Raw genomic sequence first — 24,395 nt, forward strand, 5'->3', positions numbered from 1 at the left:
CTTATACTTTGATTTGTTCTAGTCGTTCTTTTTTGCTTCCAATCTCTGTGATTTGCACTCCAAAGTTTCCATCGACAATCACAACTTCTCCATGAGCAATCACTTTGTCATCGACAAGCACCTCTAATGGCTCATTTGCAAGTTGATTAAGCTCAATCACACTTCCAATATCCATTGCAATGACATCTTTTAAAAGCATCTTTTTTTGTCCGATTCGCACATGAACATTGAGTTTGACATCTAGGAGCATTGCAATATTTGCAAACTCTTCTTGAGGGATTTGAGGGAGAGAGGTTTTTGCTTCTTCTTGAGGTTCTTCTTTGGAAAATTTGTCGTGAAAGAATTGCACAAATTCCACAGAGGCAAGGTTGATGATATGTGAATCTACTCCATTGATAGAAAAATTATAATACCACGCCCTTACAAATTCAGAGAGATCGACTTTTTCTTTGACAATCTCAGCACCACTGATTTCAAAAGTCATTGCAGGCAAAACACTATCTGCTGCAAGGGCAGTATTGACAGCTCCTAAAATATTATTCACAATCTCTTTGACTGCATCAAGCTCATCTTCAGTAATCTCATCTCTTGGTTCAGCCTCATCTCCTACCATCATAGAAGCCAAAACCGTGGCAAGTTTGGCAGGAATGATTGTCGCAGTCTCAGCCACCCCTTTCATTCCATCAGCCTTACAAGTCGCACGCACTAGTGCATAAGGAGGCTCAATATTCTCTCCCTCTAATGCCACCAAATCAAGATAAGAAACATCTGGTTTGACTCCAAGCAACCCCTCAACAGTGGCTACCCCCTCACGCACAAACATATCTGTAAAAAGCTTGACTATTTCAACCATTCTCTATCCTCCTTAATCTTCTTCATTGTCTTGAACGGCTCGGATTTTTCTCTGCTCTTCTAAAAGCTCAAGCATATCTTTGACTTCATCTTTTTCTGTTCGGATTGCTTCTTTGATTTTCACCGTTTTTCTATAACGCTGTAATCCAATCTCAGCAATATATTTCTCTCTTCCATCAATACTGACAACTACCTCATCATTGGCAGGACAATCAAGGCGAATGATATCCCCCTCTTTTAAATCCAAGATATTTCTTAGACTTAAAGTTGTATTCCCTAATCCCACACTTACAATCACTTCTGATCCACCAATAAGAGCTTGAAGCTCACGATTTCTACTTTTTTTGGTATTGGTATCTGAGAGCATTAAATCTCGGCTTCCAAGTCTTGAGAGAATTGCTTCAAGGGAGATAACAGGATAGCAAAGATTCATCATTCCTCTTGAATTTCCTATCACAATCTCCATTACTACCATTATGACAATTTCATTCTGTGCAACGATTTGCACAACTGAAGCTGAAGTTTCTTTGGTATCAATGGCAGGATAAATCTCGGTTACAGGAGCCCATGCTTCTTTGAGATTTTGGATAATCTGATAGAGGATTGAATCAAGCAAAGAAAGCTCAATCCCACTAAACTCCCTATCACTGCTATAAGGCTCTCCTTTCCCTCCCAAAAGCCTATCAATCATTGGAAATGCAATACTTGGGTTAATCTCCAAAACCCCTGTCCCATCTAGGGGTCGCATTGAGAAGACATTGAAGCTTGTGGGGTTTGGCAAACTCATCAAAAATTCCCCATAAGTCATCTGATCCACACTATACAAACTAATCTCGACAATCGATCTCATCGCTGCTGAGATTTGAGAAGATAGACTTCTTGCAAGTTTATCGTGAATCCCTCTAAAGGCTCTTAATTGCTCTTTGCTTACACGATTGGGGCGTTTGAAATCATAGAGTGCGACATCGTGGTGCTTATTGCGTGGGACAAATGGAGAATCGCTACTCTCCTCTCCCTCCTCATCTACCACAGCTAGGAGAGCATCAATTTCTTCTTGACTTAATATATCAGCCATTGAGATCTCCTAGTGAATTTCTAATCTTTTTTATCACTTCTTTGTTGATTTGAGAGATTCTTGATTCTGTAATATTGAGGATTTGTGAAATTTCTGAAAGGCTTAATTCTTCAAAATAATAAAGCTGAACCACCATCTGCTCTCTTTGAGGGAGTTTGTCTAAAATCTTTCCAATCAAATCAATCAATTCATCTTTTTCAACTTGTTTGGAAACATTATCCCCCTCTATGGCATTGTATTGCTCATCTATGGGGACAAGGGCATAAATATCTGAGGCGATTTTGGCTTCTTTGATTTTCTCCACATCTTCCCCCAAAACACTTGCCAAATACTCATCATCAGGCTCACAATCATACTCATTGAGATATTTTGTAACCTCTGCATCAATGGCTTTGATGAGTTTTCTTGAAGAGCGTGAAAGCACATCAAGTCCTCTAAGATAATCAAGCATTGCTCCATTAACGCGGATTTTGGCAAACCCCCAAAATGAATCATTGATACTGCTATCATAGCGTCTAGCCACTTTGATAAGCTCTTCTGTGCCAATAGAAATCAAATCTCCAAAATCCACAGAACTAGGCAATCGCTCTTTGAGTCGATAAGCCATCGCTTTGACTGCAGGGAGATATTGCAAAGCGAGTTCATCTTGAGAATATTTGAGATTTTGATTATAACCTTGCACTTGCTTTTTCATTAAACCTTACTTTGCCTTTACATCTTGGTTGAGCTCAATTTTCTTGATATAGTCCAACACCCTAAGAAGCTCATCTTCTCTTTTACCAAATTGATCAACATAGTATTCAAGATTGTTTTCTAGTTTGCTCTTATTGAATTCTTGTGAATCAAAATCAATAAACCAATTAAACATTGATACACTTCCCACAGCAATCAAATAAAAAATTGCCATTACAATGATTGCAAAGATGACAATATACTCTGCCTTCTCAAATGCAACAAAACCAGAAATCAATCCTAGGAAAAATCCTGAAACCACAGCAAGTCCGATGAAATTTTCTGAACGCATATTCTACCTTATAGATATTTGAGCAATCTTTGGAAGAACCCTCCAAAGCCACTTTTCTCATCGACTAGCACTTTTCGTTCCTTTTTCTGCAAGATTTGACGTGCAATATCTCGCAGTTGCAAAGAGGATTGATCGCTTGGATCAATACGACTAAACAAAGTCCTTCCTCTTGTGGCAGAGGACACACTAGGAGAGCTTTGAATATAACCCAAATACTCTAAAGAAAGGCTTGTCATATTGCGATAGGCAATTTGCTTCATTCTCAAAAAGACATTTTCCCCTTCTTTGGCAGATTTAACCATATTTAAAATCATAAAAATATGATTTCTCTTTTTGGCATTGACTTTGATTGCAGCATAGGCATCAGTGATTGCACTAGGATCAGGCATCGTAACCACAATAAGCATATCACTTGCATCTAAAAATTTCTGAGTTAGTCCCCCAATCCCTGCCCCTGTGTCAATCACCAAATAATCCAAATCAGAGAGTATCCCCCCATCTCCAATCAATCTTGAAACCGAATCTTCAGTAATGTAGCTAAATATCTCATCTCCACTATCCCCTGGGATAAGATAAAGTCCATTCTCAATAGGAATGACAATATCTTGAAGCTCACACTCTCCTTTTAGCACACTTAAAATCGTTTTGTGAGCTTTTACTCCAAAAATCAAATCTAGGTTTGCAAGTCCAATATCAGCATCAAAAGCTGCGACTTTATATCCCATTTTGCAAAGTGTATAAGCAAGATTGGCAGAGATATTGGATTTCCCCACTCCTCCCTTTCCACTTGTTATGGCAATAATCTCTGTGCGTTTTTTATTGCGATTTTGCTGTTCTACAAGTTCGGCAAGTTCAGTGGCTTGGTGTTCCATTACTCTTCCTTATTGGGATTTTTAAATCCATCAAGCAAACAATCCACAAAGTAATCATTACTTGCCACAAGCAAATCACTTGGCACAACTTGTCCGATTGAAAAATAACTAATGGGTTTTTTAATATCACAAACAAGAGAAAAAATATTTCCAAAACTTCTGCTCTCATCAAGTTTGCTAAAAATAATGCTATCAATCTCAACAGCACTAAAAGAGCGATAAATTTCTTTGAGATCCTCATACTTTGTACTTGCTGAAAGCACCAAATGAACGCTAATGGAGTAATCACTATTGGCATACTTTTTGAGGAGTTCAAGCTTTTGGCTATCATATTGTGAATGCCCTGCTGTATCTATCAAAATAAAATCACAATACCCTAAGCGATCAATGGCTGTGCTTAAATCCTTGGGATCATCAGCCCTTTCAATTGGAAGCTTCATCATTCTTGCATAAGTCATCAACTGCTCCATTGCAGCGATTTTATAAGAATCAAGAGTAATCACCCCTACACGATAACGCATATCAAGCATCAGAGAATATCGGGCTGCAAGTTTTGCCAAAGTCGTGGTTTTGCCTACTCCTGTGGGACCTACAAGCATCACAATATTTTTCTTAGCCCCCTCTAAACGCTCGGCTTTGCAAATCACCATTTTGCGTAAAACCTCACGAAAATATCGCTTGATTGTAACAGAGTTAGAACGCATTGAAAGTGGCATAAGCTCTAAGCTCAAGTCCATTAGTGCCTCTAGTCTATCGTGATCAATCCCACTGCTTTTTGCAAGATTGTAAATCTCTGCAAATTCTTGAGGGATTTTAGTGTTTGGGCTTGGTTTTTTCTCTTCCCAAAGCATATTTTGCACTAGCTTTAGTCTATCACTCATCTGCTCTACTTCTTTTTTGATAGCCTTTAGCTCTTCGCTCTCTTGAAGTGTAGGTTTTTTGGGTGTTTGAGGAGGAGTTGGGATATTGTAGGGATTTTTGGGAGAAGAGGGAGATGAGGAGAGAAGCTCTGTGATTTGTTTGGCACGCTCTGAGAAGTCAATATCGGATTCTAAAGTGATTTTACTCTCTTGTTTTTTTTGCTCATAATTCTTTTGAGAAATCTCTTCAAGGCGTTTTTTGACGCTATTTTGTGGCAAAGGCTTCTCTTCATCTTGCACAGCAATCACTAGCTCATAAAGTCCTTTTTCTGTAAGGGTTTTTTTCCTCAACTCTCGTGTCTTTAAAACTAAAGGCTCATCTCCATGCACACTCTTTGCTTTCCTTGTCGCCTCTTCAAGAGTTTCACCTGTATAAGTGTAAGTTTTCATCGCTCTCCTCTATAAAATTGTCTGCAAACTCAATGGAATCAAAACAGATTCTCTCCTATCCCATTCCTTATGTGGAATTGTAAGATAAGGTCGCTTGATTTTTGCTTGATTAAACCACAAAAAATCAATATCTAGCGTTCGTGGAGCATTGAGAAATGCTCTTTTTCTTGGGCGATTAAATCTCCTCTCCCAATAAAAAATCATTCTAAAAACCTCAATCATTGATTGATTTGTCGCTATTTGGATTGTAGCATTATAAAAATCATTTTGCTCCAAATATCCAAAAGGAGGATTGATATAGATAGGAGAAGTGGAGAGAATGCAAAATCGCTTATCTCTCTCAATCATTCTAAAGAGATGAGAAAAACGCTTGATACAATCCCCCACATTTCCACCAATCCCCAATAAAACTTTATTTTTCATCTTGGCTTCTTTTGAAGCCCTATAAGGATAGAGGGAGTGATAGACAATCTTTCTCACTCTCCCCACCTCTACTTACTCTTTATGCTTTTTGTTGCTTTTGTGCTTCAGAAATGGCTTTGATTTCTTTGATGATTTGAAAGAGTGAAATCAAAGCTAGATGATAACCAAATGCACCAAATCCTGAAATCACTCCTGCACTCACAGCTCCACTATAACTTTTGCTTCGATAATCTTCTCGTGCAAAGATATTACTCAAATGCACCTCCACACAAGGCACACCACAAGAAGCAATCGCATCAGCAATCGCAATAGAAGTATGAGCATAAGCTGCAGGATTGATAATCACACCTTGATACTCCCCTCCAATACACTCTTGGAGTTTATCGATGATTTCTCCCTCAAAATTGCTTTGGAAAAATTCAAGCTCCACTTCGTTTTGCTTTGCCATATCTTGCATATTTTGATGAATCTGCTCCAAAGTTACATTTCCATAAAGTCTTGGATCTCTGTGTCCTAAGATATTGAGGTTAGGTCCTTGGATAACTAAAACTTTCATTTATGCTCCTTATTTTTGAAGTATTTTCTAAATTATAACACAAAAGCTCTTTTAAGGGTTTTTGTCATTTTGAGTTTGCTCTACTCCTTGAAGCAAAACCGTGATCTCTCCTGCTTTTTGAGGACTCATTTTTGCCATAATTTTTCCCATAGTCTTAGCGTCCATACTGCTTAAAATCTCCACAGCGTCCTTTGTGGGGAGGGATTCTAAGATTGAAGCAGCCTTTGAGTCTTTCATCTTGGCATAGGTTTGCACCACTTTATCTTGCTTAGCCCCCTTAATCTGCTTGAGGATTTCCTCATTTTGAGCAATAAGTGCTTCTATCTGCTTTTGTTTGGCTTCTTGTTGCTTAGCGATTTCATCAGCTTGGGCTTTGAGCTTGTTTTGGGCGTCTTGTTGATCTTTTTCAAAACTATCTTGCTTGGCTTTTAGCTCCTGCTCTTGGGCTTTGAGCTTGTCTTCTCGCTCTTTGAGTAAGCCTTCAGTTGCATTTTGTAAGATTTGCAAGGTTTGTTGTTGCTCTTGGAGTTTTTGAAGTTGTGAGGCGATTTCTTCTTTTCTTGATTCAAACAAAAGATTACAATCTACCACTTCAGCCCACAAAAAACACCCAAACACCCCTAGATATAAAAGTTTTTTCATTCACTCACTCCTTTTTGTCTTGACAAAACAGCATTACAGCAATCTCATCAAGTTGATTTTGCTCTTTTTGTTTGATTTTAGCCAATAGGGCGTCAATTTCTCTTTTTTGCAAATATTTTATTTTTTCAAATTCTAATTGATAAAGTTGATATTCTTGTTGTTTTTGCCCTTTTTGTGCTTTGAGAGAGGAAAGATAAGAGCTAGAATCCTCAATCTTTTGCAAATACGCCCTCTTGCTCTCATAAATCTCTCTAAAAGCCAAAGGACTTCCACTAGAGGGAAGCTCAATATCTGCAATGGCTTGAGTAAAGCTCACAATCTCCTCTTGAGTATTTTGAATTTGAGCATTGATATTAGATAGTTCTAGCTCTGCGTTTTGCATTTTTTGCTTTATCCCTACTAGCAAGACATCAAATTTGGTTTTCAAGCTTTGATACTATCCTCTCTATCAGGACTTGTGGAGATGATAGAGATTTTGCACTCAATCATTTTCTCCAATGCCTTGATATACTCAATGCACTCTTTAGGAAGCTTGTCATACTCTCTTACCCCTTCACTTCTCTCCCACCCCTTAAAGCTCTCATAAATGGGCTTGACATTCTCATAATCATAAGGGATATAATCAATCCTCTCTCCCTCATACTCATACCCCACACACACCTTAATCTCACTAAACCCATCAAGCACATCAAGCTTCATCAATGCCACTTGAGTGCAACCATTGAGCTTACACGCATACCTCATCGCCACTGCATCAAACCACCCACATCTCCTAGCTCTTCCTGTGGTTGTGCCAAACTCTCCCCCCTTTTTCTGAATCTCTTCCCCAACAGAGCCAAACTCCTCACTTGGGAAAGGACCATTACCCACCCTTGTGCAATAAGCTTTGGCAATACCGATGATTTCTTGCACTTCTTTAATATTGATTCCACTCCCACTACACGCCCCTGCACTGATAGTTGTTGAGCTTGTTACATAAGGATATGTGCCGTGATCCAAATCTAGCATACTCCCTTGTGCTCCTTCAAGCAAGATTCTTTTGCCCTCTTTTTGAGCTTCCCACAAAAACTTCGCACTATCACACACAAAAGGCAAAATCACCTCACTCATCTCTTTTAGCCTATCCATACTCTCTTGAAGTGAGGGGATCTCCCCTCCCAAAGTAGAAATCACATTTTCAATCTCACCATAATGAGCCTCTAGCTTATCTCTTAGCTTACTCAAATCCCTTAGCTCCCCAATCCTTACCCCCACTCTTGAGGATTTGTCTGCATAAGTTGGACCTATCCCCTTGCCTGTCGTTCCGATAGCTCCTTGTTTTTTCTTTCTTTCTTTGAGTTGATCTAGAGCTGAGTGATAGGGCAAAATGATATGGGCTCTATCACTGATAAAAAGGCGATTTTTGAGTTTGTCTATCCCAAAATTTTTCATCTCTTCATAAAGAGAGCCTAGCTCGATGACTACGCCATTGCCTATCACATTTTGGCAATGTGGGTATAGCACACCTGAGGGCAAAAGATGAAGGGCTAGTTTCTCCCCATCTACTACAATAGTATGTCCTGCATTATGCCCCCCTTGATAACGCACAACCACATCATAGTTTTTTGCCAACATATCCACAATCTTCCCTTTCCCCTCATCACCCCATTGTAATCCCACAACCAAATCTGCCATCTTTTTTCCTTTGATTTCTTAAAATTCAAAAAATTATACTTCATTGTTTAGGAATTTTACTTCTATCCTATTGTAAGATTGCACCCCAAAAATCCAAAAAGTAAGGTAAAAAATGAAAATCGCCCTATTGATGAGTGGAGGAGTTGATAGCTCTTATTGTGCATATCTGCTGAAATCTCGTGGATATAAAGTAGTCGGAATCTACCTCAAACTCCACGACAAAGAAGAAAAACACCAAGTTTTTATCCAAAACTGCCACAAAGTTTCACAAAATCTCGGCATTGAGTTTCATATCATTGAGGCTCAAAAAGAGTTCAAACAAAAGGTTTATGATGAGTTTATCCTCTCTTATCAAAGAGGAGAAACCCCCAATCCTTGTGCATTGTGCAATCCTCTGATGAAGTTTGGACTAGCTCTGCAGAGGGCAAGAGAGATGGGCTGTGAGAAAATCGCCACAGGGCATTATGCAAGGATAGGGGAAGTCAATGGAGTTAAACGCATTAGAGAAGCCCTAGACCCTAGCAAAGATCAAAGCTATTTTCTCTATGCACTCTCTCAAAGTGCGATTGATGATTTGATTTTCCCTCTAGGCGATTATCTCAAAGTCAATGTCAAAAAAGAAGCCTTTGAGGCAATGCCTTGGCTTGGAAGTCTTGAAACTTATAAAGAATCTCAAGAAATTTGCTTTGTGGATACTGATTATATCGATATCCTCAAAAAGACTCTAAATGTCGATCAAAAGGGAGTTGTCAAAGACAAAGAGGGCAAAATCGTAGGAGAGCATAAAGGATATATGCAATACACTATCGGCAAACGCAAGGGCTTTAGTGTCAAAGGGGCATTAGAGCCTCACTATGTCCTCTCAATCGATCCAAAAAGTAATGAGATTGTCGTAGGCAAAAAAGAGGATTTAGCCACCACAGAAGTGAGGGCAATCAATAAAAGTTTGCAAAACTTCACTGAAGGAGAGTATGAAATCAAGATTCGCTATCGTAGTCAAAAAAGCAAAGCCCTTGTCAAGCTAGGTGAAAATGGGCTTATCACTGCCACACTGCTAGAGCCTGTATATGGGGTTGCCAAAGGACAAGCTCTAGTGGTATATGAGGGGGATTGTGTGCTAGGTGGTGGGGTGATTGTCTAAAGGGGGTGCTTAGCCCTCTTGGGATTAGAAGAGGTGCTTGTAACCCAAAGTTGCTGTTACTGAGGGGATAGCAGAAGTTCCAAAACTCATTCCTAAAAGTGGGAGATAAACATTAAGGTCAATAATCTCATTATTAAATTGAGTGTAAAAACCTGCTTTCAATTCTGAAAAAACTCCAAATCCCCCTAAATCCTTTGATCTTTTTGGCTGATATGGAATATTCTTGGCAATACTAATGGCTGTCTTTAGCGAAAGTCCAAGATTCATTCCAAAACGATTATCTCCATTTTTTACAAAGTCAAACAACCCCTCAACAACATAATAAAATGGGACTATATGATAAACATATCCACCCTGATAATCCTCTTTTTGTTTTCCTCCAAACTTCCCTAAATTATTGCCCCAATCAAATTTGACTCCAAAGGTGTGCCTAATCCCTACTTTCTCGTAATCATAGCGTTGAAAACCACCATTGATTGCAACGCTATAACCTAGAGTTGGAGCATTCTCTCCGACAAACAAGGGGTTGGTTGTGAAAAAATTATATCTTGCGTAAAGGTCGATTAACCCTGCTCCACCCTCGATTCCAAAGAAATGTTTTGTGCGTTTGGCTTTCTCAGCCTCAATCCTCTCAGCCTCAGCAATCTCTGCATCACTCATAAAAATCCTATCCATAAATCCTACGCTAAAGCCCTGCGTGATTAGCAATAGACATAAAAGAATTTTTCTCATTTATTCTCCTATCAATACTTTCTTGCATTTTTATAAAGTTTATTACTTATTATACTCCTATTTTTTAGATTCTCAAAAAGTAATTTTTTTGCATAGCAAAAGGATAGAGAGCAAGAATCTACCCTGCTCTCAAAGAGGCTCAAAGAGTGATGATAAGCTTTTTCATACCGATTGCTTTTGCGTATGCCACAAGTGTGGAGAGAGTGCAATTTTCATATCCCACACTCTCAAATCTCGCAATAGCACTTTGCCTAACTCCCATTTTTTGGGCGATTTCCTCTTGCGTTAGTTTTGCACTTCTTCTTTTCTCAATCAACATTCTCTGCAACTCCCAAAACGGAGATTGTTCCTTATATGCCCTCTCCACTTCAGCATTTTTAAGCATCTCTTCTTTATCAAATTTAATCGGTTTTACCATTGCTTCTTTCATCTTTGCTCCTTTTGATTAGATACAAGCTGTTTGTAGAGTCTGATTGCTTTTTGAAGCTCTTGCTTGGGTGTCTTGTGTGTTTTTTTAGTAAAAATATGCAATAAGACAATATCTCTATCATAATAAGCCAAAAAATCTTCTCTAAGTCTCTCATTGACAAAATATCATTCCACAATCTGCCTCCTAATAAAAATTATAAAATAATTGTTATAATCTAAGCCTTTATGCAATGTCTTAATTATGTCTCCATAGGAGATAAATCACAAATAAAAGCAACGCTTTTCTAAGATATTTTCCACCCTATCACTAAAACCAAGCTCTATATTTTCAAAACCTATCATTTCATTAAGTTTTTGGAAAGCTAAAAGATTTTTGTATTAGAATTGTAGAGATATTGAGGAGGGAAAAATGGAGATTTTATATTTTTTCTTATTTTGTATCGCACTGATTACTCCTGCCCTCTTAGTCTTCTATGATGTGTGTTTTCCAAAATTTTCTCTCAAAATCTTGAGAGAGAAAATCTTTCTAAAGCTTGGGATACTAGGGGTTTATGCTTACCCTCTATCTCCTTATTGTTTAAGCCTGATTCTTTTGACTATGATTTTTCTCATACAATCTAGACAAAAATCTCCATACGATATTTTGTGCGTTGTTATTGTGTATATTGTCTGTGGTTTATCTTTGATGTTTTTTGAATTTGAGGGAGAAAACAAAGTGATGCCATTGCTCTTGCTCTTTATTTTTGCTCTCTGTGTTGGTTTGACACTCATTGTCTTGTATGTCTTGCATTTTTTGAAGATTTGCAAAAAAGCAGAGCGGGATTGAGATTTTATATAATGGGTGCAAGATTTGATAATAATCCCATATGCCATTTGGAGCAATAAATGAAAAAGCCAAAAACACTTTTCTCTATCCATAGAAGTGGCTATATGCTAAGACTTGATTTCAAAGATGATAAGCAAAACATTCAATCCCTGCATATTCAATCTCATTGGAGATTTATAAAGCAAGGTGAGATTTTTGTAGGTTCGTTTGATTTCTCTAGACTCTTTGATGAGGACAAGAAAGACAAATGGGGAAATACTTTGGCAGATATTTTTTTGCAAGAGCTAGAAAGCTCTCTTCCTCTCAATGTTTCTAGTATCAAACTTGGAGTGTTTGGGGATATACAAATCGTGCTTGATGATAAACTAGTGTTTGAGTGCTTTATCGATACTTCTAGCAAAACCCTTGAGTGCTATAGGTGGATTGATGCTTCTTTTAATCCACCCAAACACATAGTATTTAATGAGGAATAAAAATGCTTGAGAGTATTGTGGGATTGAGAGTTCAAGAGATTTATATATACAAAGGTATTCTTTGTTTGTCTTTGGGTGAGTGTATTGATTCAAAAGCCAAAGTCTATCGATTTGATTTGGAGATTCAATCACCATTTCGATTCACTCAAGGGGACAGAATCATTTTTGGCTCATATGAGGGGCTTTGGGTGGAAGAAGAGCGTGAGATAGAAATCAAAGCAATGAGGGTTATAAAAGCAGATGCTAAAGATTTGGGTGATTTGAGGGTTGAGTTTGAGGAGGGGGTGGTTTTGGAAGTTTTCATCGATACTAGAGAGAGAAGTGAGAATTGGAGACTTTCGGATAATTTAAAAGATTTGCAAGAAGACATTGTATTTAATCAAAAAGAAGAATTTTTTGCACAAAAAGCCCAAAAGTATAAGATGATTGAGAAGTTTTTGATTAGAAATGCGTATTAAAAGGTTGAGGATAAGAAGATATTTTCCACAATAGGGACTCCGAAAGTCCCCGCTTTGATTGAGATGATATGGCATTTTTGACAAATATGCTTCTCTCTTAAACCCCCTACTTAAACCCCTTAAAGACTTTTTACAAACTCTAGCACCTTTTCTGCGTGTCCTTTGGCTTTGACATTGTAGAAAGTTTGGAGGATTTTGCCCTCTTTGGAGATGACAAAAGTAGAGCGAATGATTCCCTGCACTTCTTTGCCATACATTTTTTTCACTCCATACGCTCCATAACTTGCACTCACGCTTCTGCTTGGATCGCTCAAAAGCATTAGTTTTAGCCCCTTAGCTTCTATAAATCTTTTGTGGCTTTGGATACTATCAGGACTGACTCCCACCACATTTGCCCCCAAAGATTGAAACTCCCCTAGCAAAGAAGTAAAATCTTGGGCTTCAAGAGAACACCCACTTGTATTGTCTTTGGGGTAAAAATACAGCACCAAAACTTTTCCCAAAATATCTTGCAATCGCACTTCTACGCCATCTTGGTTTTGGAGTGCAAAACTTGGGGCAATATCATTGATTTCTAAGCACATTGATTCTCCTTGATATAGTTTTTTATCTTCTCAATTATCCTCTCATCTACCCTAAGCTTCAAGCTCAAAAGTGAGAGGGGCAAAGAGGTATGCTCAAGCTTGACATAGTCTTTAGAGGTTACAAGCAAACTTGTTGCATTATGCTCTTGCATTTTTCTCTCTAGCTCCCCAATATCAAAGCTAGAGTGATCAGGATAATACACTCTCCCCACCACTTGGGGCAAAAACTCATTCAATCTCATTGGATTGGCAATAGCAGTGATGAGAAGCATTCGCTCACTCTCATTCTCCACTCCCACCACTCTTGTATAATCCACCCCTTCTTTGATGATGTAATCTGCCTCGCTGTAACTTTTGCTCCACTCTCGATACATTCCACTAGGCAAACAAAAGGGATAATAAGGCTCTAGTTTTGGGCGTAATACAAGATTGAGTTTTTTGTAATTAAACCTAAACCCATCATCTAGCAACACCACATCACAGCCCATTTCTTTGGCTTTGAGGATTGCATCTTTTCTCTTCTTGCAGACAATCACACTTGCATTCTTGCAACTCTTAGCGATAAGATAAGGCTCATCTCCTGCATCTTCTTGAGAGCATAGAAGTTTGCCAAACTCTGAAACCACGACTAGCCCTTTGCTTTTGCGTTTATACCCTCTTGAAACTACACCGATTTTGAGATGAGGCAAGGAGTGGGCGATATGGATAAGAAATGGGGTTTTGCCACTTCCACCTACAACAAGATTGCCGATAGAGATGATAGGGATTCCAAAATCAATGTTAGAAGAAAGCTTCCTTTTGAAATAAGAGATGAAGCAGTAAAAATAAGAGAGTGGGAGCAGAAGAAATATCAGAATCTTCTGCCACCAAAGGGGTTGATAAAAATAATGATCAATCAATCTCAATTAGTCAATCTCTTCTTTTAAGATTTTTTTGAGTGTATCAATCACATATTTTACATCTTCATCGCTCATTCCTGCATAGATTGGCAATGACAATACTTCTTGATAGACTTGGAAAGCATTGGGGAATTGCATTACTTTGAGCTGGAACTTGTTTTTGTAGTAGCTTAAGAGATTGATAGGAATGAAGTGCAATGCAGTTTCAATCCCTGCCTCTTTGAGAAGTGCTGAGATTTTATCTCTACTCTTTTTGAGTCTGACGATAAAGAGAGTGTAGATATTGCTCTCATCTTCAAGTGGGAGTCTGATTCCATTGACATCACTCAATCCCTCACGATAGAGTTTTGCAATCTCTCTTCTTCGCTCTTTGTGAGATTCGATGCGTTCTGCAAGGGCTAATGCCAATCGCCCTGAAATCATAGACATTGTATGATCCAAGCTCATATCAACCACATCATAGAAAAGCCCATTATTGACTTCTCGGATTTCAGAGTAGTATCGGAAAGTAATACACTTTTGGGCATACTCATCATTGTTTGTAAAGAGCATACCTGCATTAAATAGCTTAGTTTTTGTCCCCAAAAAGTGAGAAGCGATAGCAAAATCAGCTCTTGGATCTTTCCCTACATAATCCCCATTTTTGTATTTCAAGCCTACTGCATAACTTGCATCTTCAATCAATCCAACTTTGTATTTTTCTTTGAGCTTATAGAATGGTTCCATATCTGTGAGTGCCCCACCGATATGAGAAACAATCATCGCTTTGATTCTGTGCTTGTCTTTATTGACTAAAAGCTCATCAACCTTTTCAGGAAGCATTGCAAGAGTATTGGGATCAATATCTACAAATACAGGCTCTGCATCAAAATATCGAATACACTCAGGCACAAAAGGATGACAATAAACAGAACAAATCACGCGATGATTTCTTTTGATTTCCAATGTTTGCAAAGCAACAAGCAAAGCAGAAATCTCGGAATTTACAGCAATAGAGTGTTTAATCTTTGTAAGCTCACTAGCTTTTTTCTCAAGCATTTCTACGTGATTGGGAAGATGATCAAAAGACACACCTCTTTTCTTGCCCAAAACTGAATGCCCTACTATTGTCTCCTCTACACCTTTTAAATCCTCTTCTTGAAAGCCATACAAAAAGAATGGTAACTTATTCATAATTTCTCCTTTGCACTTGGATTAAACACTGCTGGATGACAAAGTTTAAACCGATTTTTCTGAATTCTTCGCAAAACACTTTCTATAATGTCTTTAGAATATTCAGTTTCTATCATATCAAAAACTAACGATAAATTATCAAAAACTAAATCTTTTTCTAAAATTTTTTTCAAAATTTTATCAATTTCTTGATAATTTAAACCTAACTCCTCTTCATCGGTTTGTCCCTCATATAAATCTGCACTTGGCTTTTTATCTATGATTTTTTGAGGAATATCTAAAACCTTTGCAAATTCAAATAAATCACTCTTATAAATCTCTCCAATCGGATTGATTGCACACGCCAAATCTCCATAAATCGTCCCATAGCCTAGCATTCTCTCGCTCTTATTGCTCGTGCCAATCACCAAAGAGCTATCTTTTTGGGCGATATCATATAAAATCGTCATTCTTAATCTAGCACAAAAGTTTCCATACCTTATCCGATCCATTTTCTCATATTTGGAGAAGATTTTTTCATATTCTTCTAGCTTGACAATCTCATAAGGAATCTTCAAAATTTCTACAATCTCTAATGCATCATCAAAATTTTGCTTTGAGCTTTTTGATGAGGGTATCAACACAGCTTTTGCCCCCTCTCCAAAGGCTTCTTGGCACAAATAAGCCACAACAGCACTATCCAAACCACCACTTAACCCAAAAACAACCCTCTCAAAACCCCTGCATTCAACTTCTTTTTTAAGAAAATCAATCATTGCCTTTTTTAGCTCTGTCATCTTGTATCCTAACCTTAAATTTCACTCTTTTTATATATGTTTAAGAAAATCATATTTAAAGCAATTATATTCAAAAAGCAACACAAGAGGATAAGTTTTCTCAAAATTGTTACATTTTCAAGAATATAAAGCAATTTTTGGGGGTTTTTTTGCTAAAATCCTAAGTTTTGTTTTGTCCCACAACACAAGCAAAAATCAAGCAAAATACACTACAAGGAGTAACGATGTCAGACAACAAAAGACGCGACTTTATCGGAATGGCTCTTGGTGGTGGTGCTGCTATTGGTGCCACTGCTACGCTCATTGCGATGAAAAAAACTTGGGATCCACTTCCAAGCGTTGTTTCAGCAGGTTTTACAACCGTTGATATTTCTGCTCTCAAAGAGGGAGAATTGATGACAATTGAGTGGAGAAAAAAGCCTGTTTATATCCTAAGAATGGCAAAAAACGATCCTGATGCACAAAAGTATCTTGGAAAAAGAAACTTCAAAATCGGTGATTCAATCTATACCGTGGGAGTGCAAGTCTGCACACACCTTGGATGTATTCCTAGTTATGATGGAGAGAAAAGAGAGTTTATCTGTGCGTGTCATGGAGGGAAATTCAACTCTTCAGGTATCAATGAGCCCGGAACTCCTCCTCCCACTCCAATGACAATCCCACCTTTTAAAATCACTGATGGTGGAAAGAAACTTATTTTTGGTGAAGCTGGTGAAGAATACAATCAGCTCATAAAAGCATAAGGAGGAAAAAATGGCTGAAATCAGAAAAGCAAATGGTTTTATCGATTGGCTTGATCAAAGAATCGCCATTAAGACTTTGACAAAAGTTTTGATGACTGAATATTGGATTCCCAAAAACATCAATTTCCTTTGGGCAATGGGTGTTGTATTGCTTGTGCTTTTTGGGATGCTCTTTGTTTCTGGACTTTTCTTGCTTATGTATTATAAGCCTGATGTCAATCTTGCATTTGATAGTGTCAATTATACGATTATGACTGAAGTGGCTTATGGGTGGCTATGGAGAAATATCCACGCTGTAAGTGCAAGTATGGTTTTCCTCATCATCTATATCCATATGTTTGTAGGGATTTATTATGGTTCTTATAAGCGTGGCAGAGAGATGATTTGGATTAGTGGTATGCTTCTTTTTGTGCTTTTCTCAGCAGAGGCTTTCAGTGGTTATATGCTCCCTTGGGGACAAATGAGCTATTGGGCGGCTGTTGTTATCACAAATCTCTTTGGTGGTATCCCTTTCATCGGTCCTGATGTGGTTGAGTGGGTTAGAGGAGATTATAGCGTTGCTGATGCGACATTGACAAGATTTTTTATGCTTCATGTTTGCTTGCTTCCTATCCTCATCATTGCTGTAATTGCAATGCACTTCTACACTCTTAGAATCCCTCACGTCAATAACGAAACTGGAGAGCATATTGATTTTGATGCTGAAGCAAAAAAATATCTTGAAGGTAAGAAAAAAGAGTCAAAAGTTATCCCTTTTTGGCCAGTATTCCTTTCAAAAGATATTTTTGTCGTGTTTGTCTTCTTGACAATCTTCTTCTTCTTGGCGTGTTTCAACTTCAACTTTGCACTCGATCCTATCAACTTCGATCCTGCAAACAATCTCAAAACTCCACCACACATCTATCCTGAGTGGTATTTCTTGTGGAGCTATGAAGTATTGAGAGGATTCTTCTTTAGCAGTGATTTTGGACTTGCTATGTTTGGATTGGCAAACGTGATTTTCTTTGCATTACCTTTCCTTGATAGAAGCCCTGTGGTTGCACCTGCTCACAAACGCCCTGCATTCTTGGTGTGGTTTATCGTATTGCTTGTTGATATGATTGTTTTGACAATCTTTGGAAAGCTTCCACCAGATATGGGAATCAACAAATGGATTGGTCTTGTTGCTTCAACAATTTTTATTAGTTTATTCATCATCCTTCCATTTATTACAAAAAATGAAAAAGTAGGAGGATCTCACTAATGAAAGAATTTAAAATCTTAGCTATCCTAGCTGTTATTGTCGGTGTTATTTATTGGGGAGTAGAGCCTTTGGCTCACTCTGTATTCAACCCTGCAAAAGCTCCTGCTGACTACACTTTTGCTGATTTGAAAAATATCCAAGTGAGTGCAAAAGGAAATGCAAGTGCAGGAAAGGCTTTGGTAGAAGAGAATTGTGCAGGTTGCCACAACAACAAGACTCCTGAGAGTGAGCTAAAAGCTAGAAATGCTGATGGCGTAATGGGACCTGACCTTGATACAATGGGTTATATCTATGCTCCTGAGTTCCTCACAGCATTCCTCAAAAACCCACTTAAAGCTACAATGCTAGAGCAAAAACTCAAAGGCAAAGAAGATGTCTATCAAATGAGTTCTCTTGCAGGTGCGTTTGATGATCAACAAGTTGCTGATATGGTAGCTTACCTTCAATCTATCGCTCCAAAAGAGATGAGCAATCGTGAAGTATTTATCGATGCGTGTTCAAGATGCCACGATATCAAATACGATGGTATCAATGGACTCAAAGGTATCAAAGTAGCTACACCTGAAAAACTAGTCAAAGAATATCTTGGTGCTCCAGCTCCTGACCTCTCAACAATGTATAGAAGTCGTGGAGAGCATTATCTTGCACTTTTCATCAACGATCCTCAAAAAATGCTCCCCGGTGCTTCAATGCCTAGAGTAGGATTGACTAAAAAAGCAGAAGGACAAGTCCTAGCATATATGGAAAACATCGCTGATGCCAAAAAAGAGCAAAGAGAATCTTTGGGTATCAAGCTTATGCTATTCTGTGCATTTATGGCAGTTCTTGCTTACTTGTGGAAATGCAAAATTTGGAGAGAGGTTCATTAACCCTCTCCCCCTCCCCTTTCCTTTTTGCTTCTTTTTTCTCAATCATCTCTTAGATATCTAAAATTAAATTTTCATTTTTGCGAAATATTTACAAAAAATAATATATCATTTGTATGTGCAAACAAATAAAAGGAAATATATGAAGTGTGAAAAGACTCTTGATCATCTTTTTGATTGTTGTCTATTCTTTGTCTCTCAAGACTTAGGAAGAATGATAGCAAAACTTGCAGATGAAGCATTTGCTCCAACCACTCTCTCTCCCTCTTATGCAATCTTAATGATGGCAGTTAAAGAGAAGGGGGAAATCAATTGTTCAGCCCTTGCTTTTTGTCTTAGGCTTTCTCCTTCTACCATCACGCGTTTTGTTGATAAGCTTCTTATCAAGGGGTTTTTACAAAGACAGCAAGATGGAAAAAATTCTAATGTCAAGTTAAGTCAAAAAGGCGAAGAGATGATGCCTGCGATTTTTGATGCTTGGGAAGTGTTTCGCCAAGAGTATTGCAAAATTCTTGGAGAGGATTTTTCAAAAAATCTTACTCAAGATATCCTAAAAGCAAATCATCTTATCAGAGAGGAAAAACCCTCTTTTTAAGCAGGGTTATTTTTCATTTTTTTATTATTTTCATATTTGTATGCACAAGCAAATATAAAGGATTGCCAATGAAAAAAACTTTGATTATTTTTAATCACCCCAACTTTGAAAACTCTGTGTTTAATCGTGCCTTGCTTGAGAGAGCTAAAAAACAAGAAAATGTCTTAGTGCGTCATTTGGATGCAATCTATGGAAGCGATACCAAAGGCTTTGATATCCAAAAAGAGCAAGAGCTTTTAGTTGAGTATGAAAGAATCATCTTCCAATTTCCTATCCATTGGTTTAGCACTCCTGCGATGCTTAAGGCTTATCAAGATATGGTGTTTAGTTATGGATTTGCTTTTGGACAAAGTGGAGATAAGCTTGTTGATAAAGAATTCAAAGCCGTTCTTACAATTGGCTCAACACAAGAAGCTTATCAAGCAGGAGGCTGGAATGACAAGAGTATCAATGAGATTCTCTCACCACTTCAAACAACGGCAAGATTTTGTGGAATGATTTATACTCGTGCTTTTACAATCTACTCAACAACCGCAAAACAATTCGATCAGCAAGAAATTGAAGAGCTTTCAAACAAATATGAGCTTATGCTTCAAGATCAAGACTGGTGTGAAGGGCTTATTAAATACAAGCGATGATGTTTTCAAAACAAACTCTTTGGTTTCTCAGTTTTAAGAAGTGTCCAAAAGACTTTAAAGATCTTGTTTGATGTGGATAAAAAAAGGGGTGGGATATAGACGCATCTTTTTGATACGCCTATAAACCAAGTTACTTATTTAATTCTAGGTTGATTGAGATTTTGATTTTATCACTCACCACAGCATCAGGGACACTAGAGCCGATTCCAAAATCTTTTCTTTTGATATCCCCCTCGATTTCCAAAGCCACGACATCTTTTTTGCTTTTTGGATTTTTCACCATATCACTCACACTCACATCAAACACCACAGGTTTTGAAATCCCTCTGAGTGTCAAAGTGCCATAGAGTTTATCTCCCTCTTGTCTTTGCATCTTGAAATATCCCTTAGGATAAGCCAAAGCATCAAAGAAATCTTGAGATTTGAGATGATTATCTCTTCCGTCATTTTTGGTATTGACAGAGCCTATCACGATCTCCCCCTCAAACGCCTTTAGTGTCTTACTTGCTACATCAAGATCGATTTTTCCACTAAAGCTCTCAAAACTCCCACTTACATTGCTTACAAGCAAATGTTTTGTTTTGAAATCCACGCTTGAGTGAGCTTTGTCTATGACAAACTCAACAGCACCTAAACTCATCAAAGTAGCCAAAGAAAGGGTGGCTAAAGACTTTTTCATCTTTCTTCCTTAATAGTGATTTTGGGAGCAATCCCAAATCACACTTTAGACAAAGAAAAACAATTTAGAGTAAATTGAGATTTTTCACCCTCGCTCTAATCTCACTAACCCCCAAGACAAAGATACACTCTGCCATTCCAATCCCCCCACCTTTGCCTAAGATTGCTAGTCGCAGAGGTTGAAGGAAGTCAGCAGGTTTGAGGGAATGCTCACTCATAAACTCTTTGCTTTTTGCCTCATACTCACTCACACTTAGCCCATCACTCAAAGTAGCGACAAACTTAGAGATATTCTCTAGCCCTTGCTCTGTAAGGCGTGAGTGCATTTTCTCATCATACTCACTTGGAGCATTTAACACTTCTTTTACTCCCTTAGCAAAGCTCACAAGTGTGTAGTTTCTCTCTTTGAGTGCTTCAAAAAGCACTTCTAGCTTCTCTCCCTGCAGACTCACTTCACAGCCAAAATCCACTAGCATACTCTTAAGCTTAGTATTATTCATCTCTCGGATATAGTGGTTATTGAGCCAATCAAGTTTGGATTGGTTGTAGCAACTTGCAGAGCTATTGAGGTTGTGAGGAGAGAAGAGGGAGATCATCTCCTCCATTGAGAAAATCTCTTTATCTCCACTACTCCACCCTAGTCGCACAAGGAAGTTTAGCAAAGCCTCGTGCAAATACCCCATTTGCTTATACTCCATTACATCGGTTGCTCCATCTCTTTTGCTTAGTTTTTTGCCCTCAGGATTGAGGATCATTGGCACGTGGAAGAACTTTGGCACTTTGAATCCCAAAGCTTCATATACGACAATCTGCTTAGGAGTGTTTGTGGTGTGATCATCTCCTCTGATAACATCAGTTACTCCCATAAGGGCATCATCGATTGCTACTACAAAGTTATAAGTCGGAGTGCCATCACTTCTAGCGATGATAAAGTCATCAATCTCTTTAGCAGAAATCTCAATCCTTCCCTTCACTCCATCTTCAAATGCGATACTTCCCTCTAGTGGGGCTTTGATTCTCACCACGGGTTGCACACCTTCAGGGGGTGTGCCTTTGAAATCTCGGTAGCGATTGTCATAGCGTGGGGGGAGTTTATTGGCTCTTTGCTCTTCTCTCAAAGCCTCTAGCTCTTCTTTTGTCATATAGCAATAATACGCCTTGCCCTCATCAAGGAGTCTTTGGATATATTCTTTATAGAGTGGGAATCTTTGGCTTTGATAGACCACCTCGCCATCGTGGTGCATCTCACACCACTCAAAGGCTTTGATGATTGCTTCAGTGGCTTCTTGGGAGTTTCTTTGCAAGTCTGTATCCTCAATCCTTAGCAAAAACTTCCCACCTTGATTCTTGGCATAAAGATAGTTAAACAATGCTGTTCTTAGTCCCCCAATATGCAAATACCCCGTAGGAGAGGGGGCAAATCGTGTTACAACGCTCATAAATTTTCCTTTTCATTAACTAAAAACATAATTTTATCTCCAAATATCATAAAATATACACATTTCAACTTAAGAGTGTGGATAAATGCTAATTACAATTCTTTTCTATATCGGAATCATTGCCGAATCAATGAGCTGTGCTGTGGCTGCTGGGCGATACAAAGTCGATCTTTTCGGTGTGTTTTTCATCTCCTTTGTTGCTGCTCTTGGAGGGGGAAGCATAAGAGATGTTTTATTCAACCACTATCCCCTAGCGTGGGTAGAAAATCCAAACTATGTCATCGTTGTCATCATCTCTGCCTTTATCGCCACAAGGATTATAGGCTTTATCCAACGCCTAAAATTCTTTTTCCTCACTCTTGATGCTTTGGGACTAGCTGTCTTTAGCGTCATTGGAGCAAAAATCGTCATCGGAATGGGATATGGACTTACCCACGCTATCATCGCAGCGATGATTACAGGGAGTCTAGGGGGAGTGCTTAGGGATTTGTTTTGCAATACTATCCCCCTCATCTTCCAAAAAGAGCTTTATGCTGTCGTGGCAATGGCGTGTGGAGCGATTTATTGGTTTGCCTATCCTTATCTAGGAGAGGATATTGCCACAATGGTAACAATCCTCATCGGCTTTGTGATGAGAATGATTGCAATCAAATATAAAATTTCTCTCCCCATTGTTACATTGGAAAAAGAGAATTCATAAACAAATATCTTATAATAATGGTTTTTTCAAAAATCAAAAACAAGGATTTCTATGAATCTGGCTCTAAAATATCGCCCCAAACTTTTCTCTGACCTTGTCGGACAAGAGAGTGTCTCCCAAACCCTCTCCCTTGCCCTAGATCAGCAAAAAATCTCTAATGCCTATCTTTTTAGTGGGCTTAGAGGGAGTGGTAAAACAAGCTCGGCTAGAATCTTTGCTCGTGCCTTGCAATGCGATAATGGACCTACTAGCAATCCTTGTGGAGTGTGTGATAACTGCAAATCTGCACTTGAGGGGCGACATATGGATATCATCGAAATGGACGCAGCCTCCAACCGCCGAATCGATGACATCAGGGACTTGATAGAGCAAACCAAATACAGCCCTAGCTTTGGGAAATACAAGATTTTCATCATCGATGAAGTGCATATGCTCACAAAAGAGGCTTTCAATGCTCTTCTTAAGACACTAGAAGAGCCACCAAGCTATGTGAAATTTATCCTAGCCACCACAGACCCACTTTTGCTCCCTGCCACGATTTTGAGCCGAACTCAACACTTTAGGTTTAAAAAAATTTCCCAAAAAATTGTCGTCTCTCATATCGAGGGAATCTTGCAAAAAGAGGGGGTAGGCTATGATCACGATGCCCTAGAGGTAATCGCTAGAAGTGGTTCAGGAAGCCTTAGAGATACCCTCACACTCCTAGATCAAGCTATCATCTTTGGCAAAAATTATGTCGGACTTACTAGCACAACTGAAATGCTAGGGATTATCGATCCTGAAATCCTAGAGAGATTTTTCCTCTCAATTTTGCAAAAGCAAGAGCAAACCACCCAAGAGCTACTCTCTCAAATGCAAGAATATGAGTGTGAGATGATACTAGATGAAATGATGCTATTCCTCAAAGAGGTTATGCTAAAGAAAAACCCCAACTATCCCCCACTTATCCTCAATCGATTTTTCAATATCCTCACCCAGAGCAAAACTCTACTCTCGCTCAATACCAATAATGAATTTGTTTTGTTACTTTCGGTGCTAAAAATGCAAGAAGCCCTCAAACTCAAAGAGGTTTCTAGCTTCATTTCTTCACTAGAGAGGAATGTTTTGAATGATTCTGCTCTAATCCTCCCCCCTCAAGACACCCAAGAGCAACCTTTGGTAACATCTGAACCCCAAGTGGTTGAGCAAATCGTAACACCAAGCACTCCCCCTACCCAAGAGGCTTCTACCACCCCTCAAGAGCTATACTCCAAACTCATTGCCAAGATTTATGAGAAGAGTTATGAAGTCGGAGCAATGTTTGATAAAAACTTCAAATTGGTTGATTTCTCCAATCATCAGCTCACCCTCACCCCCTCAAGCAATCAAGAAGAACTCGCCCTTTTGCGACAGAAATGGAGTGTGCTAAAAGAGCTAATCGCTGAAATCTTTGGTGCTGAAACAAAAGTGGTAATGAGCCAACCCACGCCACCACAACCACAACCACAACCACAACCACAACCACAACCACAACCACAACCACAACCACAACCACAACCACAACCACAACCACAACCACAACCACAACCACAACC

Annotated in this window: 31 protein-coding genes; 11 read left to right on the top strand and 20 right to left on the bottom strand. The window is 38.6% G+C overall.

All coding sequences use genetic code 11. The features are described 5' to 3' along the window. Window position 1 precedes the first annotated feature (1 nt). The 11 genes from fliY to CQA58_RS05285 are packed head-to-tail and all read right to left on the bottom strand — an operon-like array spanning window position 2 to window position 8,428. The gene (fliY, locus tag CQA58_RS05235; RefSeq protein ID WP_115569671.1) at window positions 2-853 is read right to left on the bottom strand and encodes a flagellar motor switch protein FliY; all 852 of its coding nucleotides are present in this window, start codon (window positions 851-853) and stop codon (window positions 2-4) included. A gap of 12 nt (window positions 854-865) precedes the next feature. Beyond that, on the bottom strand, window positions 866-1,927 hold the full coding sequence (fliM, locus tag CQA58_RS05240; protein WP_115569672.1) for a flagellar motor switch protein FliM: 1,062 nt from the start codon (window positions 1,925-1,927) through the stop codon (window positions 866-868). Beyond that, complete coding sequence (locus tag CQA58_RS05245; protein WP_115569673.1) at window positions 1,920-2,621, bottom strand: RNA polymerase sigma factor FliA; 702 nt, start codon at window positions 2,619-2,621, stop codon at window positions 1,920-1,922. The genes fliM and CQA58_RS05245 overlap by 8 nt, the downstream gene beginning before the upstream one ends. A gap of 6 nt (window positions 2,622-2,627) precedes the next feature. After that, window positions 2,628-2,951 carry a hypothetical protein gene (locus CQA58_RS05250; RefSeq protein ID WP_115569674.1) on the bottom strand — a complete coding sequence of 108 codons (324 nt, stop codon included), beginning with the start codon at window positions 2,949-2,951 and terminating at the stop codon, window positions 2,628-2,630. 8 nt (window positions 2,952-2,959) lie between these two features. Then, entirely contained in the window at window positions 2,960-3,823 is an 864-nt protein-coding gene (locus CQA58_RS05255) for a MinD/ParA family protein (RefSeq protein WP_115569675.1), read from the bottom strand. Beyond that, entirely contained in the window at window positions 3,823-5,133 is a 1,311-nt protein-coding gene (gene flhF, locus CQA58_RS05260; RefSeq protein WP_115569676.1) for a flagellar biosynthesis GTPase FlhF, read from the bottom strand. The genes CQA58_RS05255 and flhF overlap by 1 nt, the downstream gene beginning before the upstream one ends. 9 nt (window positions 5,134-5,142) lie before the next feature. Continuing rightward, entirely contained in the window at window positions 5,143-5,613 is a 471-nt protein-coding gene (gene folK, locus CQA58_RS05265) for a 2-amino-4-hydroxy-6-hydroxymethyldihydropteridine diphosphokinase (protein ID WP_245942777.1), read from the bottom strand. Between the two features lie 22 nt (window positions 5,614-5,635). Further along, on the bottom strand, window positions 5,636-6,112 hold the full coding sequence (aroQ, locus tag CQA58_RS05270) for a type II 3-dehydroquinate dehydratase (protein ID WP_115569677.1): 477 nt from the start codon (window positions 6,110-6,112) through the stop codon (window positions 5,636-5,638). A 51-nt stretch (window positions 6,113-6,163) separates the two neighbouring features. Further along, window positions 6,164-6,754 (bottom strand): MotE family protein, encoded by a 591-nt coding sequence (locus CQA58_RS05275; protein ID WP_115569678.1) that lies wholly within the window; start codon window positions 6,752-6,754, stop codon window positions 6,164-6,166. 4 nt (window positions 6,755-6,758) lie between these two features. Further along, window positions 6,759-7,181 carry a flagellar export protein FliJ gene (locus CQA58_RS05280; RefSeq protein ID WP_115569679.1) on the bottom strand — a complete coding sequence of 141 codons (423 nt, stop codon included), beginning with the start codon at window positions 7,179-7,181 and terminating at the stop codon, window positions 6,759-6,761. Continuing rightward, entirely contained in the window at window positions 7,178-8,428 is a 1,251-nt protein-coding gene (locus CQA58_RS05285) for an adenylosuccinate synthase (RefSeq protein WP_115569680.1), read from the bottom strand. Before CQA58_RS05285 ends, CQA58_RS05280 begins: the two co-directional genes overlap by 4 nt. Window positions 8,429-8,540: 112 nt before the next feature. Between CQA58_RS05285 and mnmA the strand changes: the two genes are divergently transcribed. Continuing rightward, on the top strand, window positions 8,541-9,569 hold the full coding sequence (mnmA, locus tag CQA58_RS05290; protein WP_115569681.1) for a tRNA 2-thiouridine(34) synthase MnmA: 1,029 nt from the start codon (window positions 8,541-8,543) through the stop codon (window positions 9,567-9,569). Window positions 9,570-9,593: 24 nt separating this feature from the next. Here the strand turns inward: mnmA and CQA58_RS05295 are convergent, their stop codons facing one another. The 3 genes from CQA58_RS05295 to CQA58_RS08455 form a co-directional block, all read right to left on the bottom strand. Further along, window positions 9,594-10,301, bottom strand: a complete 708-nt coding sequence (locus tag CQA58_RS05295; RefSeq protein ID WP_115569682.1) for a hypothetical protein — start codon at window positions 10,299-10,301, stop codon at window positions 9,594-9,596. 139 nt (window positions 10,302-10,440) lie between these two features. Then, complete coding sequence (locus CQA58_RS05300) at window positions 10,441-10,731, bottom strand: helix-turn-helix domain-containing protein (RefSeq protein WP_115569683.1); 291 nt, start codon at window positions 10,729-10,731, stop codon at window positions 10,441-10,443. Next, window positions 10,728-10,862 (bottom strand): type II toxin-antitoxin system RelE/ParE family toxin, encoded by a 135-nt coding sequence (locus CQA58_RS08455; RefSeq protein ID WP_115569684.1) that lies wholly within the window; start codon window positions 10,860-10,862, stop codon window positions 10,728-10,730. The genes CQA58_RS05300 and CQA58_RS08455 overlap by 4 nt, the downstream gene beginning before the upstream one ends. A 277-nt stretch (window positions 10,863-11,139) precedes the next feature. On the opposite strand from CQA58_RS08455, the gene CQA58_RS05310 reads away from it, so the two are divergent. From CQA58_RS05310 to CQA58_RS05320, 3 genes are read left to right on the top strand one after another with little or no spacing between them, the layout of a single operon-like run. Further along, on the top strand, window positions 11,140-11,556 hold the full coding sequence (locus tag CQA58_RS05310; protein ID WP_115569685.1) for a hypothetical protein: 417 nt from the start codon (window positions 11,140-11,142) through the stop codon (window positions 11,554-11,556). Between the two features lie 59 nt (window positions 11,557-11,615). Further along, complete coding sequence (locus CQA58_RS05315) at window positions 11,616-12,029, top strand: hypothetical protein (RefSeq protein WP_115569686.1); 414 nt, start codon at window positions 11,616-11,618, stop codon at window positions 12,027-12,029. 2 nt (window positions 12,030-12,031) lie between these two features. Further along, window positions 12,032-12,487, top strand: coding sequence for a hypothetical protein (locus CQA58_RS05320; protein WP_115569687.1), 456 nt, complete (start codon window positions 12,032-12,034; stop codon window positions 12,485-12,487). 119 nt (window positions 12,488-12,606) lie between these two features. Here the strand turns inward: CQA58_RS05320 and CQA58_RS05325 are convergent, their stop codons facing one another. The 4 genes from CQA58_RS05325 to CQA58_RS05340 are packed head-to-tail and all read right to left on the bottom strand — an operon-like array spanning window position 12,607 to window position 15,919. After that, window positions 12,607-13,071, bottom strand: coding sequence for a peroxiredoxin (locus CQA58_RS05325; protein WP_115569688.1), 465 nt, complete (start codon window positions 13,069-13,071; stop codon window positions 12,607-12,609). After that, window positions 13,062-13,976, bottom strand: a complete 915-nt coding sequence (locus CQA58_RS05330; RefSeq protein ID WP_115569689.1) for a tetraacyldisaccharide 4'-kinase — start codon at window positions 13,974-13,976, stop codon at window positions 13,062-13,064. Before CQA58_RS05330 ends, CQA58_RS05325 begins: the two co-directional genes overlap by 10 nt. Beyond that, the gene (locus CQA58_RS05335) at window positions 13,977-15,143 is read right to left on the bottom strand and encodes a DegT/DnrJ/EryC1/StrS family aminotransferase (RefSeq protein ID WP_115569690.1); all 1,167 of its coding nucleotides are present in this window, start codon (window positions 15,141-15,143) and stop codon (window positions 13,977-13,979) included. Further along, complete coding sequence (locus CQA58_RS05340) at window positions 15,140-15,919, bottom strand: NAD+ synthase (RefSeq protein WP_115569691.1); 780 nt, start codon at window positions 15,917-15,919, stop codon at window positions 15,140-15,142. Before CQA58_RS05340 ends, CQA58_RS05335 begins: the two co-directional genes overlap by 4 nt. A 224-nt stretch (window positions 15,920-16,143) precedes the next feature. Here CQA58_RS05340 and petA point away from each other — a divergent pair, with 224 nt between their 5' ends. The 5 genes from petA to CQA58_RS05365 all read left to right on the top strand — a co-directional run bounded on the left by petA (window position 16,144) and on the right by CQA58_RS05365 (window position 20,004). Continuing rightward, the gene (gene petA, locus CQA58_RS05345; protein WP_115569692.1) at window positions 16,144-16,662 is read left to right on the top strand and encodes a ubiquinol-cytochrome c reductase iron-sulfur subunit; all 519 of its coding nucleotides are present in this window, start codon (window positions 16,144-16,146) and stop codon (window positions 16,660-16,662) included. Between the two features lie 10 nt (window positions 16,663-16,672). Continuing rightward, window positions 16,673-17,905, top strand: a complete 1,233-nt coding sequence (locus CQA58_RS05350) for a cytochrome b (protein WP_115569693.1) — start codon at window positions 16,673-16,675, stop codon at window positions 17,903-17,905. Further along, the gene (locus tag CQA58_RS05355) at window positions 17,905-18,774 is read left to right on the top strand and encodes a c-type cytochrome (protein WP_115569694.1); all 870 of its coding nucleotides are present in this window, start codon (window positions 17,905-17,907) and stop codon (window positions 18,772-18,774) included. The genes CQA58_RS05350 and CQA58_RS05355 overlap by 1 nt, the downstream gene beginning before the upstream one ends. Before the next feature lie 139 nt (window positions 18,775-18,913). Then, entirely contained in the window at window positions 18,914-19,366 is a 453-nt protein-coding gene (locus CQA58_RS05360; protein ID WP_115569695.1) for a MarR family winged helix-turn-helix transcriptional regulator, read from the top strand. Between the two features lie 68 nt (window positions 19,367-19,434). Next, the gene (locus CQA58_RS05365) at window positions 19,435-20,004 is read left to right on the top strand and encodes an NAD(P)H-dependent oxidoreductase (protein ID WP_115569696.1); all 570 of its coding nucleotides are present in this window, start codon (window positions 19,435-19,437) and stop codon (window positions 20,002-20,004) included. Between the two features lie 130 nt (window positions 20,005-20,134). Here the strand turns inward: CQA58_RS05365 and CQA58_RS05370 are convergent, their stop codons facing one another. Next, window positions 20,135-20,683 carry a YceI family protein gene (locus CQA58_RS05370; RefSeq protein ID WP_115569697.1) on the bottom strand — a complete coding sequence of 183 codons (549 nt, stop codon included), beginning with the start codon at window positions 20,681-20,683 and terminating at the stop codon, window positions 20,135-20,137. Between the two features lie 64 nt (window positions 20,684-20,747). Further along, the gene (gene gltX, locus CQA58_RS05375) at window positions 20,748-22,121 is read right to left on the bottom strand and encodes a glutamate--tRNA ligase (protein ID WP_115569698.1); all 1,374 of its coding nucleotides are present in this window, start codon (window positions 22,119-22,121) and stop codon (window positions 20,748-20,750) included. Between the two features lie 85 nt (window positions 22,122-22,206). On the opposite strand from gltX, the gene CQA58_RS05380 reads away from it, so the two are divergent. Both CQA58_RS05380 and CQA58_RS05385 read left to right on the top strand, forming a co-directional pair. Continuing rightward, complete coding sequence (locus CQA58_RS05380; RefSeq protein ID WP_115569699.1) at window positions 22,207-22,821, top strand: trimeric intracellular cation channel family protein; 615 nt, start codon at window positions 22,207-22,209, stop codon at window positions 22,819-22,821. 51 nt (window positions 22,822-22,872) lie between these two features. Continuing rightward, the coding region (locus CQA58_RS05385; RefSeq protein WP_115569700.1) for a DNA polymerase III subunit gamma/tau at window positions 22,873-24,395 on the top strand (1,523 nt) is incomplete at its 3' end.

Origin of the sequence: Helicobacter brantae (assembly GCF_003364205.1) — a bacterium.
Taxonomy (GTDB): domain Bacteria; phylum Campylobacterota; class Campylobacteria; order Campylobacterales; family Helicobacteraceae; genus Helicobacter_G; species Helicobacter_G brantae.

Coding starts and splice junctions, on each gene's coding strand:
- fliY (WP_115569671.1), bottom strand. CDS start 853: ATGGTTGAAATAGTCAAGCTTTTTACAGATATGTTTGTGCGTGAGGGG.
- fliM (WP_115569672.1), bottom strand. CDS start 1,927: ATGGCTGATATATTAAGTCAAGAAGAAATTGATGCTCTCCTAGCTGTG.
- CQA58_RS05245 (WP_115569673.1), bottom strand. CDS start 2,621: ATGAAAAAGCAAGTGCAAGGTTATAATCAAAATCTCAAATATTCTCAA.
- CQA58_RS05250 (WP_115569674.1), bottom strand. CDS start 2,951: ATGCGTTCAGAAAATTTCATCGGACTTGCTGTGGTTTCAGGATTTTTC.
- CQA58_RS05255 (WP_115569675.1), bottom strand. CDS start 3,823: ATGGAACACCAAGCCACTGAACTTGCCGAACTTGTAGAACAGCAAAAT.
- flhF (WP_115569676.1), bottom strand. CDS start 5,133: ATGAAAACTTACACTTATACAGGTGAAACTCTTGAAGAGGCGACAAGG.
- aroQ (WP_115569677.1), bottom strand. CDS start 6,112: ATGAAAGTTTTAGTTATCCAAGGACCTAACCTCAATATCTTAGGACAC.
- CQA58_RS05275 (WP_115569678.1), bottom strand. CDS start 6,754: ATGAAAAAACTTTTATATCTAGGGGTGTTTGGGTGTTTTTTGTGGGCT.
- CQA58_RS05285 (WP_115569680.1), bottom strand. CDS start 8,428: ATGGCAGATTTGGTTGTGGGATTACAATGGGGTGATGAGGGGAAAGGG.
- mnmA (WP_115569681.1), top strand. CDS start 8,541: ATGAAAATCGCCCTATTGATGAGTGGAGGAGTTGATAGCTCTTATTGT.
- CQA58_RS05295 (WP_115569682.1), bottom strand. CDS start 10,301: ATGAGAAAAATTCTTTTATGTCTATTGCTAATCACGCAGGGCTTTAGC.
- CQA58_RS05300 (WP_115569683.1), bottom strand. CDS start 10,731: ATGAAAGAAGCAATGGTAAAACCGATTAAATTTGATAAAGAAGAGATG.
- CQA58_RS05310 (WP_115569685.1), top strand. CDS start 11,140: ATGGAGATTTTATATTTTTTCTTATTTTGTATCGCACTGATTACTCCT.
- CQA58_RS05315 (WP_115569686.1), top strand. CDS start 11,616: ATGAAAAAGCCAAAAACACTTTTCTCTATCCATAGAAGTGGCTATATG.
- CQA58_RS05320 (WP_115569687.1), top strand. CDS start 12,032: ATGCTTGAGAGTATTGTGGGATTGAGAGTTCAAGAGATTTATATATAC.
- CQA58_RS05325 (WP_115569688.1), bottom strand. CDS start 13,071: ATGTGCTTAGAAATCAATGATATTGCCCCAAGTTTTGCACTCCAAAAC.
- CQA58_RS05335 (WP_115569690.1), bottom strand. CDS start 15,143: ATGAATAAGTTACCATTCTTTTTGTATGGCTTTCAAGAAGAGGATTTA.
- CQA58_RS05340 (WP_115569691.1), bottom strand. CDS start 15,919: ATGACAGAGCTAAAAAAGGCAATGATTGATTTTCTTAAAAAAGAAGTT.
- petA (WP_115569692.1), top strand. CDS start 16,144: ATGTCAGACAACAAAAGACGCGACTTTATCGGAATGGCTCTTGGTGGT.
- CQA58_RS05350 (WP_115569693.1), top strand. CDS start 16,673: ATGGCTGAAATCAGAAAAGCAAATGGTTTTATCGATTGGCTTGATCAA.
- CQA58_RS05355 (WP_115569694.1), top strand. CDS start 17,905: ATGAAAGAATTTAAAATCTTAGCTATCCTAGCTGTTATTGTCGGTGTT.
- CQA58_RS05360 (WP_115569695.1), top strand. CDS start 18,914: ATGAAGTGTGAAAAGACTCTTGATCATCTTTTTGATTGTTGTCTATTC.
- CQA58_RS05365 (WP_115569696.1), top strand. CDS start 19,435: ATGAAAAAAACTTTGATTATTTTTAATCACCCCAACTTTGAAAACTCT.
- CQA58_RS05370 (WP_115569697.1), bottom strand. CDS start 20,683: ATGAAAAAGTCTTTAGCCACCCTTTCTTTGGCTACTTTGATGAGTTTA.
- gltX (WP_115569698.1), bottom strand. CDS start 22,121: ATGAGCGTTGTAACACGATTTGCCCCCTCTCCTACGGGGTATTTGCAT.
- CQA58_RS05380 (WP_115569699.1), top strand. CDS start 22,207: ATGCTAATTACAATTCTTTTCTATATCGGAATCATTGCCGAATCAATG.